This is a genomic window from Nisaea sediminum (assembly GCF_014904705.1).
Classification (GTDB): domain Bacteria; phylum Pseudomonadota; class Alphaproteobacteria; order Thalassobaculales; family Thalassobaculaceae; genus Nisaea; species Nisaea sediminum.
Genome location: NZ_JACZCQ010000001.1, coordinates 601,253 through 615,162 on the forward strand (window position 1 = coordinate 601,253; position 13,910 = coordinate 615,162).

The 13,910-nt window shown below is 63.0% G+C and carries 8 protein-coding genes; 3 read left to right on the top strand and 5 right to left on the bottom strand.

All coding sequences use genetic code 11. The features are described from left to right. Positions 1–82: 82 nt before the first annotated feature. From IG122_RS02845 to IG122_RS02865, 5 genes are all read right to left on the bottom strand, one after another. Positions 83–1,684, bottom strand: a complete 1,602-nt coding sequence (locus IG122_RS02845; RefSeq protein ID WP_193180206.1) for a gamma-glutamyltransferase family protein — start codon at positions 1,682–1,684, stop codon at positions 83–85. A 250-nt stretch (positions 1,685–1,934) separates the two neighbouring features. After that, on the bottom strand, positions 1,935–4,622 hold the full coding sequence (gene ppdK, locus IG122_RS02850) for a pyruvate, phosphate dikinase (RefSeq protein ID WP_193180207.1): 2,688 nt from the start codon (positions 4,620–4,622) through the stop codon (positions 1,935–1,937). Positions 4,623–4,818: 196 nt separating this feature from the next. Then, the gene (locus IG122_RS02855) at positions 4,819–5,640 is read right to left on the bottom strand and encodes a universal stress protein (RefSeq protein ID WP_193180208.1); all 822 of its coding nucleotides are present in this window, start codon (positions 5,638–5,640) and stop codon (positions 4,819–4,821) included. Between the two features lie 23 nt (positions 5,641–5,663). Next, entirely contained in the window at positions 5,664–8,444 is a 2,781-nt protein-coding gene (gene fdhF / locus IG122_RS02860; RefSeq protein WP_193180209.1) for a formate dehydrogenase subunit alpha, read from the bottom strand. Continuing rightward, positions 8,441–10,138 carry an NAD(P)H-dependent oxidoreductase subunit E gene (locus IG122_RS02865; RefSeq protein ID WP_193180210.1) on the bottom strand — a complete coding sequence of 566 codons (1,698 nt, stop codon included), beginning with the start codon at positions 10,136–10,138 and terminating at the stop codon, positions 8,441–8,443. Before IG122_RS02865 ends, fdhF begins: the two co-directional genes overlap by 4 nt. A 577-nt stretch (positions 10,139–10,715) precedes the next feature. On the opposite strand from IG122_RS02865, the gene IG122_RS02870 reads away from it, so the two are divergent. The 3 genes from IG122_RS02870 to IG122_RS02880 all read left to right on the top strand — a co-directional run bounded on the left by IG122_RS02870 (position 10,716) and on the right by IG122_RS02880 (position 13,838). Further along, positions 10,716–11,687 (top strand): Bug family tripartite tricarboxylate transporter substrate binding protein, encoded by a 972-nt coding sequence (locus IG122_RS02870; protein WP_193180211.1) that lies wholly within the window; start codon positions 10,716–10,718, stop codon positions 11,685–11,687. 112 nt (positions 11,688–11,799) lie between these two features. Beyond that, positions 11,800–12,297, top strand: a complete 498-nt coding sequence (locus tag IG122_RS02875) for a tripartite tricarboxylate transporter TctB family protein (protein WP_193180212.1) — start codon at positions 11,800–11,802, stop codon at positions 12,295–12,297. 23 nt (positions 12,298–12,320) lie between these two features. Continuing rightward, positions 12,321–13,838 carry a tripartite tricarboxylate transporter permease gene (locus IG122_RS02880; RefSeq protein ID WP_193180214.1) on the top strand — a complete coding sequence of 506 codons (1,518 nt, stop codon included), beginning with the start codon at positions 12,321–12,323 and terminating at the stop codon, positions 13,836–13,838. The last annotated feature ends 72 nt before the right edge of the window (positions 13,839–13,910 follow it).

Consider the following 13,910-nt stretch of genomic DNA (forward strand, 5'->3'; position numbering starts at 1 on the left):
TTTAGGAGTTTGTCAGGCCGCGCTCCGCGTTCCGGCGCCATCCGCCTTGTGGATCTCTGACTGTGCGGCCTGAGGCCGATCTTCAGATCGCGATCGCCGCGCCGTCGCGGCGGGAATCTGCTGCGCCGGAGAGTGCGCCGCTTTTCGGGTCGCGGCGGATCGCATGCATGCCGCCACATTCCATCGAGAACGGCTTGACCAGTGCGATCTCGTGGCCGCGCCGCTTCAGTTCTTCGATCACCGGCTCCTCCACGCGCGCTTCCAGATTGACCTTGGCACCATCCCAGAGCCGGGCACGCGGCGCATCGATGGCGGCCTGGAGTTCGAGGCCGTAATCGAGGTGATGGACCATGGCCTGCGCCTGGGTCTGAAGGATGCCGTAGCTCCCGGGCGTGCCAAGCGCGAGCACAACGTCGCCATCCGCAAGAGAGATCGAGGGGGCGAGGCACATGCCGAAGCGCTCTCCGCCGACGAGGCGGTTCGGCGAGTCGGGATGCAGATCGCCCCAGTTCATGAAGTTGTTCATGATGACGCCCGTGCCCGGGATGACGACGCCGGACCCGAACATGGATCCGAGGCTCTGGGTCAGGCAGATCGCGTTGCCGTCGCGGTCCACGGCGGACATGGACGTCGTGTGCTCCCGCAGCTTGACACCGTCGGGGCGGGGGCCGGTGCCGAATTGTTCCGTCCGTCCGATGATCGGTGCGGGGGCGAGCAGGAGATCGCGCAGCGGGTCCATATAGCGATCGCTCAGGAGTTCCGCGACCATGTCGGGGCTGCACTTGTTGTTGCGGATACGGGTCTCGGCCGCCAGCCGGACGGCCCGGAACACTGTATCCAGATGATCGGCAGAGAGATGTTCCTTGCCGGCGAAATCGATGCCGCTGAGCAGCTTCATGGTCAGCAGGAACTGGAAGGACTCGGCGGGCGGTGGCGGCACGTGAATGTCGAGGCCGCGATAACGCGTGACCACCGGCTCTTCCCAGACCGCCTCGACGGCGGCGAGATCGTCCTCGGACATGCAGCCGCCGAGCGACTGGAGATGCGACGCCATCTGCCGGCCGAGCGGGCCGTCGTAGAGATAGGACGGTCCCTCGGAGGCGATGGCTTCCAGAGTATTTGCCAGATCGGGCTGCTTGAAGACCGTATTGAGCGTGGCGTTGTCGGACGGCTCGATATAGGTCGTGAGCCATTCCGGCTGCATCTCTCTCGGACGGCTGACGGCGACCATCTCGACGAAGAAGGGTGAGACCGGGACGCCTTGCCTTGCATGCCGGATCGCCGGCGCCAGCAGGGTGGTGAGGGGGAGTGTGCCGAGCTCGGAGGCGAGCTTGCACCAGCCCGCGAGATTGCCCGGCGTGCCGCTCGCATTCGCGCCGTCGCGGATATCGAGACTGCCGAGCTTGTCGGCGTCGAAGGCGGCGGGCACCGGCGGATGGAAGTCGAGAACGCGGACTTGTCCGTCCTTCGCCGTGAACAGCGTGGCGCAGCCGAGGCCGGCAAGACCGGACATGAAGGGTTCGGCGACATTCAGGACTGCGGCGGTGGCGACGATCGCATCGAACGCGTTGCCGCCGGCCTCCAGCATTTTCGCGCCGGCCGCCGAGGCGAGCGGGTGAGCGGAAGAGACCATTCCGCCGACAGCACGCACTGTCGGACGGCCGTGCGAATAGACGGCAACCATTGAATTTCTCCGTTGGACCAACGCGGGCAGGACACCCGCATCCACTTTAAGACGCCGCAGCACGGCCGGTTGCAGCATGTCGCCGTCAAGAACGATGATCAATCCAAAACCGCGTTCGCGGTCGGTCGCTCGGTATGGAAGAAGCTCGACATCGGTCTCTCAGTGATCGTTCCGGCAATCTCTGGAACGACCACCTAAAGAAAACGCCGCCCGATGGGCGGCGTCTCTTTTTTCGTATGTCTTACGCAGATTAAGCCGCGCTTCGCGCTCCGGCGGCATCCGCCTCGTCGATCGCCGCCTGGGCCGCAGCCAGACGCGCGATCGGCACGCGGTAGGGCGAGCAGGAGACGTAGGTCAGGCCGACCTCGTGGCAGAAGCGCACGGACTCGGGATCGCCGCCATGCTCGCCGCAGATCCCCATCTTGAGGTCCGGGCGCGTCTTCTTGCCTTTTTCAGCGCCCATGCGCACCAGGGCGCCGACGCCGTCACGATCGATGGTGATGAAGGGATCGGCCGGCAGCAGGCCGCGCTGCAGGTACTCCTCGATGAAGGAGCCGGCGTCGTCGCGCGAGAAGCCGAAGGTGGTCTGCGTCAGATCGTTGGTGCCGAAGCTGAAGAACTCGGCGGTCTCGGCGATCTCGTCCGCGACCATGCAGGCGCGCGGCAGCTCGATCATGGTGCCGACCATATAGTCGAACTCCTCGCCGCTTTCCTTCTTCACGGCGTCCGCGATGCGGTGAACGATCTTCGCCTGGTCATCCATTTCCGCCTTCATGCCGACCAGCGGGATCATCACTTCCGGAATGGCCGTGATGCCTTCCTTCTTGACCGCGATGACGGCCTCGAAGATGGCCCGGGCTTGCATCTCGCAGATTTCCGGATAGGTCACCGCGAGGCGGCAGCCGCGATGGCCGAGCATCGGGTTGGCTTCGTCCAGTTCCGCCTTGCGGAGCTCCAATGCGCGAAGGGAGACGCCGGCCGCGTCGGCCACATCCTGCATTTCCTCTTCGGTATGCGGCAGGAACTCGTTCAGCGGCGGGTCGAGCAGGCGGATGGTCGCCGGCAGACCGTTCATGATGCGGAAGAGGGCGGTGAAGTCCTCGCGCTGGTACGGCAGCAGCTTGGCGATCGCCGCGCGGCGCGCTTCGGGGTCGCGGGCGAGAATCATCTCGCGCATGTGCACGATGCGCTCCGGATCGAAGAACATGTGCTCGGTGCGCGAGAGGCCGATGCCCTCGGCGCCGAAATCGACCGCGGTCTGCGCGTCGAGCGGCGTTTCCGCGTTGGCACGGACACCGAGGACGCGGAACTCGTCGACCCAGCTCATCAGCTCGCCGAAATCGCCGGTCAGTTCCGGCTTGATGGTGGCCACTTCGCCGCTCATCACCTCGCCGGTGGTGCCGTCGAGGGTGATGACGTCGCCCTCGGCGAATTCACGGCCGCCGGCCAGCATCACCTTGTTCTTCGCGTCGACCTTGATCTCGCCGGCGCCGGAGACGCAGGGCGTGCCCATGCCGCGGGCGACGACCGCCGCGTGGCTGGTCATGCCGCCGCGGGTGGTCAGAATGCCCTCGGCTACATGCATGCCGCCGATATCCTCGGGGCTGGTCTCGTTGCGGACCAGAACGACCTTCTTGCCGGCCTTGACCCATTCCTCGGCCTCGTCGGCGGTGAAGACGATCTGGCCGCTGGCCGCGCCCGGGGAGGCAGGCAGGCCGCGTCCGACCACGTCGCGCTCCGCGGACGGATCGAGCGTCGGGTGCAGCAGCTGGTCGAGCTGTGCCGGGTCGATGCGCTTGATCGCCTCGCGCTTGTCGATCACGCCCTCGCGCACGAGGTCGCAGGCGATCTTCAGCGCCGCCTTGGCGGTCCGCTTGCCGTTGCGGGTCTGCAGGATCCAGAGGCGGTTCTGCTGAACCGTGAACTCCATGTCCTGCATGTCGCGGTAATGGCCCTCGAGCTTCGCGCGGATGTCGCAGAGCTCCTTGAAGACCTCCGGCTGTGCCTCTTCCATCGAGGCGAGCGTGCTGCCGCTCTCTTCGCGCTCCTTGAGGGTGAGGGGCTGCGGCGTGCGGATACCCGCCACCACGTCCTCGCCCTGCGCGTTGACCAGGAACTCGCCGTAGAAATGATTGTCGCCGGTCGACGGGTTGCGGGAGAAGCAGACGCCGGTGGAGCAGTCGTTACCCATATTACCGAACACCATGCTCTGCACGGTGACGGCGGTGCCCCACTCCTCCGGGATGCCGTGCAGGCGCCGGTAGGTGTTGGCGCGCTGGTTCATCCAGGAGCCGAATACGGCGCTGATGGCGCCCCAGAGCTGCTCCTTCGGATCGGACGGGAAGTCTTTGCCGAGAACCTCTTTCACCCGGGCTTTGTATTCCTTGACGATGACCTTCCAGTCGTCCGCCGTCATTTCGGTGTCGAGGCTGTAATCCTTGAGGTCTTTGTAGTCCTCGAGGATTTCCTCGAAATTGTAGTGTTCGACCTCGAGCACGACGTCGCTGTACATCTGGATGAAGCGGCGGAAGCTGTCATAGGCGAAGCGCTCGTCATTGGTCTCTCGCGCCAGCGCGGCGGCGGTGTCGTCGTTGAGACCGAGATTGAGCACCGTGTCCATCATGCCCGGCATCGAGGCGCGGGCGCCCGAGCGGACGGAGACGAGGAGCGGCTTGTTGGTGGAGCCGAACCCGCGGCCGAGCTGGGTCTCGACCGCCTTCAGGCTGGCCTCGACCTGGGCTTCCAGATCGCCCGGATAGGTGCGGCCGTTGGCGTAATAATGCGTGCAGACCTCGGTCGAGATCGTGAAGCCCGGGGGCACAGGAAGGCCGAGGCTGGCCATTTCCGCCAGATTGGCGCCCTTGCCGCCGAGCAGCTCGCGCAGTTTGGCCGAACCGTCGGCCTTTCCAGCTCCGAAATTATACACCCACTTGGCCAAGTCGCTCTCTCCAAGTCATGGTTCCGGTGCCTTGCGTCCAGGGCACTCGCGTCCGGGACGCACGGCACCGTTTGATTGTTGCACCTGCGAAGGTGCAACGGGACGGAAGCTGTTTACTCAAAGAAAGGCGCCGTTGAAAGCAAAGAGTCGCGGATTGAAGCCCAATTTGACTCTTTCGTGACGCTTGGCCGCAGGCTCAGTGCGCCATAAGCACCGGGACGGTCATGTTTTCGAGCACATCTCGCGTCGTGCCGCCGAATATGTCCTCCCGGATCCGGGTGCGGCTGTAGGCGCCCATGACCATGATATCCGGGTCTGTCTTGGCGCAATGGGCGAGGATGGTCTTGCCGATCCCGCCGTCCTCGCGCAATACGACCTGGCGCGCATCGATGCCGTGCCGTCGCAAATGCCGCAGGATATCGTGGCCGCAATCCGGCGGCGTGTCGTCCGGCACGACTGTCACGAGGTCCAGGCGTTTCTTGGTTTCGAGTATCTGCATCGCGTCTGTCAGGGCGCGGGCCGCCGGGCGGCTGCCGTCCCAGGCGACGACGGCGAACTCGTTGAAGGCGCGGTCCTTGTAGACCGTCGGCACGATGATCACCGGTTTGCCGGAGAGCAGCACCACGTCCTCTGGCCGGAACATGTCGGCGGTTCCGTTGCCGCCGTCGACCTGGCCGGTCAGAAGGATATCGAAATAGCGCGAGGCCTTGGCGAGAACGCGTGTCGGTTCTCCCTTCTCCGAGCACCAGTCGCCGTTGTTCGTATAACCGAGCGCTTTCAGGTCCTCGCGGAACTTGGCCTCGATACCGGCGACATTGTCGGCTTCCGCTTTCTTGAGGGATTCGAGCGTGCTTTCCGGGATCCACTGGCGGGTCAGGCTGTCCAGTTTCATCGGCGGGCTGACATGCAGTCCCGTGATAGTGGCGCCATATTTTCCCGCCATCCGCACCGCGAGACGCAGGGCAGCACGCGAGCTTTCACCGCCGTTGAATGCGACGGCCAGATCCTTGATTGCCATTTTTTCCTCCCCTTACCGCCTGTTCACTCGGCGGCTTCGACTTTTTCCGAAATCGGTTCGATCTTCGCTGCGCAGAACTTGAACTCCGGGATCTTGCCCATCGGATCAAGCTGCGGGTTGGTGAGCAGGTTGGCGGCCGCCTCGGCGAAACAGAACGGGATGAAGATCATCCCCTCGGGCACATCGACGTCCTGCCGCGCCTTGAGCGTAACCTCGCCGCGGCGGGTCGAGACGCGGACATAATCGCCGGCGGAAACGCCGAGCCTTTTCATGTCCCATCGATTGAGACCGGCGATCGCTTCCGGCTCAAGCATGTCGAGGGTCGAGGAGCGGCGCGTCATGCTTCCGGTGTGCCAGTGTTCCAGCAGGCGGCCGGTGGTCAGAACCATCGGATAGTCCGCATCCGGCAGCTCGGCGGGCGGCGTCACCTGGGCGGGCACGATCTTGGCCCGGCCGGAAGCGGTTGGGAAACGGTCGCCGAAGATGATCGCGTTCCCCGGCTTGTCCGGTGCGTCGCACGGGTAGGTGACGGCTTCCTCGCGTTCAAGCCGTTGCCAGGTGATGTTCTTCAGCGACGGCATGACTTCGGTCATCTCGGCGAAGACGTCAGAGGGGTGGCCGTAGTTCCAGTCGAGACCGATACGTTTGGCGAGCTCCTGCACAAGCTCCCAATCCTGACGGGCCTGGCCGGGGGCGGGAACCACCGGGCGGGCGATCTGGACCTGCCGGTTGGTGTTGGTGAAGGTGCCCCATTTTTCCGCATGCGCCGAGGCCGGCAGCACGACATCGGCATGCCAGGCTGTCTCGGTCAGGAAGATATCCTGGACCACCAGATGCTCCAGTTTGGCGAGCGCCTCGCGGGCGTGGTTCTGGTCCGGGTCCGACATCGCCGGGTTCTCGCCGAGGATGTACATCGCCTTGATCTCGTCTGCGAGAATCGCGTCGATGATCTCGACGACGGTGAGACCCTTCTTCGGATCGAGCTGGGTTCCCCAGAACTCCTCGTAGTGGGAGCGGACATCCGCGTCCTCGACGGACTTGTAGTCGGGGAAGACCATCGGGATCAGGCCGGCGTCGGACGCGCCCTGGACGTTGTTCTGGCCGCGCAGCGGATGCAGTCCCGCGCCCGGGCGGCCGATCTGGCCCGTGGTGAGCGCCAGCGCGATCAGGCAGCGCGCATTGTCGGTGCCGTGGATATGTTGCGAGACGCCCATGCCCCAGAAGATCAGCGAGGCGGTCGAGGTCGCGTACAGACGTGCGACGGAACGGACGGTTTCCGCCGGGATGCCGCAGATCTCCGCCATCTTCTCCGGTGAGAAATCCTTGATGCTGGATTTCAGCGCCTCGAAGCCCTCGGTATTGGCCGCGACATATTGCCGGTCGTAGAGCTCTTCCTCGACGATGGTGTGCAGCATGCCGTTCAGCAGGGCGACGTCGGAGCCCGGCTTGAATTGCAGCACGCGGGTGGCATGGCGCGAGAGGCCGTTATTCTGCCCGCGCGGATCCATGACGATCAGTTCCTTGCCTCGCTTCGCCGCATTTTTCAGGAAGGTGGCGGCGACCGGGTGATTCTCCGCCGGACGGGCGCCGATGACGATGATGCAGTCGCTCTGCTCGGCCGCCGTGAAGGGCGCCGTCACCGCGCCGGAATTGAGACCTTCCATCAGCGCCGCGACGGAGGAGGCGTGGCAGAGCCGGGTGCAATGGTCGACATTGTTGGTGCCGAATCCTTGGCGGATGAATTTCTGGAAGAGGTAGGCCTCCTCGTTCGAGCATTTCGCCGAGCCGAATCCTGCAAGCGCGCCGCCGCCGTCCCGGTCGAAGACTTTCTTCAGGCCCGACGCCGCGCGGTCGAGAGCTTCCTCCCAGGTCGCCTCGCGGAAATATTTCGAGACCTCCCCGCGGCCGATCTGCTGGGTGCCGGCCTTCGGCGCGTCGTCACGCCGGATGAGGGGAACGGTAAGCCGGTCCGGGTGATGGATGTAGTCGAAGCCGAAGCGCCCCTTGACGCAGAGCCGGTTGACGTTGGCCGGACCGTCGCGGCCGTCGATATGAAGGATCCTGTCGTCCTTCACATGGACCCGGGTCTGGCAGCCGACGCCGCAATAGGGGCAGAGCGTGTCGACCACGCGGTCGGCGTATTCCGTGCGCTTGCCGGTCTTGTCGAGCAGGTTGGCTTCCATCAGGGCGCCGGTCGGGCAGGCCTGGACGCATTCGCCGCAGGCGACGCAGGTGGACTCGCCCATGCCCTCGTCGAAATCGAAGACGATCTTGGAGCCGTTGCCGCGATAGGCCATTCCGATCACGTCGTTGACCTGCACTTCGCGGCAGGCGCGGACGCAGAGATTGCAGTTGATGCAGGCATCCAGATTGACCGCGATCGCGGAATGGCTGCTGTCGGCGAGAGGCTTCCGGCCGGCCGGAAAGCGGCTGGCGTCGCTGATCTGCATCGCGTCGACCCAGTTCCAGAACTTCGAGTCCGGATCGTGGCTGGTCTCGCGCTCCGGCTGGTCCGCGATCAGCAGCTCGAACACCATCTCGCGCGACTTCTTCGCCCGCTCGCTTGCAGTATGAACCTTCATGCCCGCGCTCGGCGTGCGGATGCAGGAGGCGGCGAGGGTCCTTTCGCCCTCGATCTCGACCATGCAGGCGCGGCAATTGCCATCCGCCCGATAATCCTTTTCCGGCTGCCAGCAGAGATGCGGGATCTCGGTCCCGAGACGGTCCGCGACCTGCCAGATGGTTTCACCCGGATTGGCTTCGACGGTCTCGCCGTTCAACTCGAAAGAGATGCGCTCGCTCATTTCAGGTCTCCCGGGAAATATTTCATTACCGATTTGATCGGGTTCGGCGCGGCCTGGCCGAGGCCGCAGATCGAGGCGTCGGCCATCACCTGGCTGAGTTCGGTCAAAAGATCCGTGTCCCAGCTCGGCTGACTCATCAGCTTCACCGCCTTTTCCGTGCCGTTGCGGCACGGCGTGCACTGGCCGCAGCTCTCGTCCTCGAAGAATTTCAGCAGGTTGAGGGCGACGTCCTTCATGTCGTCCTTGTCGGACAATATGACGACGGCGTGTGAGCCGACGAACGAGCCGTGTTTCTCGAGCTGGCCGAAATCGAGCGGGATGTCGGCCATGTCGGCGGGCAGAATGCCGCCGGACGGACCGCCGGGAAGGTAACCCTTGAAGCTGTGTCCGTCGGCCATGCCGCCGCAATGATCTTCGATCAGCTCGCGCGCGGTGGTTCCAGCAGCGACAAGCTTAACACCTGGATTGTTCACCCGGCCGGAGACGGAATAGCTGCGCAGGCCCTTACAGCCGTTCTTGCCCTGGCTGGCGAACCACTCGGCGCCGTTCTTCAGGATTTCCGGGATCCAGTAGAGGGTCTCGACATTGTTCACAAGGGTCGGGCGGTCGAAGAGGCCTCGAACCGAGACGAAGGGCGGGCGGTGTCGCGGTAGGCCGCGCTTGCCTTCGATGGACTCGATCATCGCCGACTCCTCGCCGCAGATATACGCCCCGGCGCCGCGGCGAAGATTGATCTTCGTGTGCTTCGCGAGCCCCGCGGCTTCAACCGCGGCGATTTCCTTCAGCAGGATCTCGCGGGCCGCCGGATATTCGTCGCGAAGATAGATGTAAACTTCCTCCGCCTCGACGGCCCAGGCGCCGATCAGCATGCCTTCGAGGAACTGGTGCGGATTGCTCTCGAGATAGAGCCGGTCCTTGAAGGTGCCGGGTTCGCCCTCGTCGCCATTCACGGCCATGAGGCGGGGACCGGTCTCGGCCCGCACGAAGCTCCATTTACGACCTGTCGGGAAGCCCGCGCCGCCGAGGCCGCGCAGGCCACCGTCGGAAAGTGTTTCGATGACGCTTTCGACGCTGCGCCTTCCGGCGGTGCAGGCCTCGAGAACCTTGTAGCCACCGGTCGCGCGATAAGTGGAGAAGTCGGTGTATTCGGGCATATCCGGATGCAGATGCCCGCTTCTCGCAACCTTGAGAACGCCATCCGAGGTGCAGTGATCGACATGTCGATGCCCGACTTCCGCCGCGGGAGCGAGGTCGCAGCGGCCCATGCAGGGCGCGCGCAACACGCGAATGTCTGAGCCCGCATGGCCTTCCAGCTCGGAGATCAAGCGTTCCGCGCCGGCAAGGGCGCAACTCAGGGACTCGCAGACACGGATCGTGACCGGAGCAGGGCGTGCCTCACCGTCCCGCACGATGTCGAAATGGGCATAGAACGAGGCCACCTCGAAGATTTCGGCCATCGGGATCCGCATTTCGGCGGCGAGGGCATGCAGCATGCCGGCCGGCAGGCAGCCCTCGCTGTCCTGGATCAGATGCAGATGCTCAATCAGCAGGTCGCGGCGTCGGGGGCGATCGCCGAGTAATGCCCGGACCTTTTCCAGATCCGTTCCGTCCAGCACGCGGCCTTTGTTGAAAGTCGGTGCCTTGCGGCGACCGGATCCGGGGTGGATCTTCTGACCGCTCTTGATCTCATTCATTCCTGTCGGGCCTTCTTGTTGCTTCCTCAGCATCCCTGACGCTCTTGCGGCACCTAGGGCACTCTCCCAATAGCGTTCGGCTGAAACGCTATCTGCGGGGTTGGAACAGGCTTCGTCCGTTCACGCCATCAATTCGCTTGTAAGCGTCGGATCGAGTGCGACTGACTTCAGTCGCGGGCTCCTCGCCGCGGCATCGAAACGACGTGGCTATGATCGGCGTGTTCGCCAAAAAATCGAAAAACCATTTTTCATTTGTGTCTTTCTCCGATCCCGGTCCGTCGGCGTCAATTGCCGTGGCATCTTGTATACCATAGTCTCGCGAGGACAGCCTGTCGAGAGCCGGAAAACGGCGGCCGCAAGAGCAAAAAATCCAGCCGGAATCGGTTGCTATAAAGAGTGGGGAAGGGAGAAGCCGGGCTTAGCCGAGAAACTGGTATACAAGATACGAGGCGTTGGTATACCATTTCTATGCCATGAAAAGTTGTTGGTCCCCGCAAACAAAAAGTGGGACTACTATCTGGCGACGGGTAACAATAACAAAATATAGTACCCGTGAAACCACACTGGGAGGTGTTTCATGAATTTCTCAAGACGGAGTCTTTTGGGGCTGGCGGTTCTTGCTGGCGTTGGTTTCGGTGCGGTCGCGCCGGCTCAGGCGTTCGAACCCGTAAAGCCGGTCGATTTTATTATTATGGCCGGCAAGGGCGGAGGCGCCGACAAGATGGCGCGCCTGATGCAGACCATTGTCGAAAAGCATAACATGGCATCCAAGCCGCTGATCCCAATCAACAAACCGGGCGGCTCGGGCGCCGAAGCCTTGGTCCATGTCCAGAATGCGAAGGATCAGGATCACACCATCATGGTGACCCTGAACAGCTTCTACACCACTCCGATGCGTCAGCCGGGTCTCGGTGTCGACTCCCTCAAGTTCGCGCCGATCGCGCGGATGGCGGAAGACACCTTCCTGCTTTGGGTCCACAAGGATTCCGGCCTCACCTCGTTCGACCAGTGGGTCGATCATGTGAAGAGCGTCGGTGACAAGTGGGTCATGGGCGGCACAGGAAAGCTGCAGGAAGACCAGCTCATCACCGACTTCCTGAATGCCAATTTCGGCCTGAAGATGAAGTATGTGCCGTACAAGGGCGGCGGTACCGTTGCGAAGCAGGTCGCGGGCAAGCACATCAATTCCTCGGTCAACAACCCGTCCGAGATCGAAGGCTTCTACAAGGCCGGCACCGCCGTGCCGCTGGTCGCCTTTACCAACGAACGTCTCGCGGCTTTCCCGGACGCGCCGACCATGAAGGAAAAGGGTGTCGACTTCGCCTATTACATGCAGCGCAGCGTCGTCGGTGCGCCGGGCATGTCCCAGGAAGCGCAGGACTACTACACCGCTCTCTTCAAGAAGGTGTATGACAGCAAGGAATGGCAGGACTACCGGACGAGCAAGAGCCTCTACGGTGATTTCCTGACCGGTGACGGGCTGCGCCAGTACTGGAAGGTCAACAACGAGACGCATCGCGCGATGCTGGCCAAGATGGGCGCCTCGTAACATTGCCTGTGCCGACAGCCCCGGGGCGCCTGCCGCTTCGGGGCTGCGGTTCTCGGGATCTCGCTATCCCGCTATGTTTTCTTTTCACGACTGAACGGGAAGGTCGCCGCAGATGCGTCGCGCGGAATTGATCACGGCTGTCATATTGGCAGTGTTTTCCATCTACCTGATGTGGAAGAGCACCGAGCTCAACATCGGCTGGGTGAAGTACGAAGGTCCCGGAGGCGGCGCCTGGCCGTTCTGGCTCGCCGGGATCATGCTGATCTGCAATATCTGGACAATTGTGAACTGGGTCCGTCGATCCACGCCTCAGTCGCGCTCCGTCGAGCAGTTCATGGATGCGCATGCGATCCGGATGTTCGTGCTCGTCGGCGGCAGCGTCGTGGGCCTTGTCGCCCTTGTGCATTTCGTCGGGGTTTACGGGTCTGTCCCGATCTTCCTGCTTTTCTATCTGCGGGTGCTCGGACGGCACACCTGGAGGCTGACCGCCTCGGTCGCGGTCGTTGCTCCTGTCGTTATCTTCTTCTTCTTCGATGTCGCGATGCGGATCGTGCTGCCCAAGGGATACCTGGAGCCGCTGTTCTATCCGCTTTACGACCTCTTCCTCTAAGCGCCGGACGGGGGGACTGACTTATGGAAATCATCCAGCATCTTCTCGACGGCTTCCTGATCGCTTTCGAACCGCTCAATCTCGGGCTGGTCATCGTCGGTGTCACCGTCGGGCTTTTCATCGGCGCGATGCCGGGCCTCGGTTCGGTCAACGGAGTGGCGATCCTGCTGCCGCTGACGTTCCTGGTGCCGCCGACTTCAGCCATTATCTTCCTCGCTGCGATTTATTACGGCGCGATGTATGGCGGAGCCATCAGCTCGATCATGCTCGGGATACCCGGGGCGTCGACCGCGGTCGCAACGACATTCGACGGACGTCCTCTCGCCCTGAAGGGGCTTGCGGACAAGGCGCTGATCGCGGCCGCCGTCGCCTCTTTCTTCGGAGGCACGATCTCGATCATTCTCTTCACCGGGTTTGCGCCGGCGCTGGCCAGCGTCGCGCTCGATTTCGGCGATCAGGAGATTTTCGCTCTGATGTTGCTCGCCTTCGCGACCTTCGTCGGTCTCGGCGGCGACGATATTCCGAAGACGATTTTTTCGATCTGCATCGGTCTGGTGTTCAGCGCCGTTGGAATGGACATCATCAGCGGCACGCCGCGACTGGTCTTCTTCGATATCACGGGCTTCCTCCACGGTATCAACTTCCTGGTGCTGGCGATCGGGGTCTACGGTATCGGTGAGATGCTCTGGACCATCGATTCCACACGCGGAAATCCCTCGATGTCCAAGGTGCAGATTTCTGTCGAGCGAACCTTCATGCATATGAAGGACATTCTCAAAGAGTGGAAGCCGGCCTGGATCGGCTCTCTGCTCGGCTTCTTCGTCGGAATTCTTCCGGCGGCGGGTGCCACGCCGGGTTCGCTGATGGCCTACGGCATCTCCAAGATGACCTCGAAGAACCCGGAAGGATACGGCAAGGGTGAGGTCGGCGGCGTGATCGCTCCGGAAGCGGCGAACAACTCGGCCTCGACCGGTGCGATGTTGCCGATGCTGACACTCGGCATTCCGGGCTCGCCAACGACCGCCATCCTGCTCGGCGGCATGGTGATCTGGGGCATGGTGCCGGGTCCGCTGATGTTCGTGGAACAGTCCGACTTCGTCTGGGGCCTGACGGCCAGCCTCTATGCCGCGAACTTCTTCGCGGTGGTGATCAACATTCTCTTCATCCCGGTCTTCCTCTGGGTGTTGAAGATGCCGTTCACCATTCTTGCACCGATCATCTTCGTGCTCTGCCTCGTCGGCGGCTATGCGCCGACGGAGGACATGCATGATGTCTGGCTGATGGTGATCTTCGGGTTTGGTGCCTATCTGCTGCGCAAGCTCGACTATCCGCTCGCGCCGGCGGTGCTGGCGATCGTGCTCGGTCCGATCGCCGAGCCGGCCCTGCGGCAGAGCCTGATCATCTCGGGCGGCGATGCCACGGTGTTCTTCACCCGCCCGATCGCCGGGCCGATCACCATCATCGCGATCGTTCTGCTCTTCCTGCCGCTGGTCCAGGTGATCCGGAAGAAGCGGAAGAAGGCCAAAGAAGCCCAAGCCTAGACTCGGACATGTACTTCAAACGCGAAGGGGCGGCCCTGTCGGACCGCCCCTTTTCGATTATACCCCGGGGAC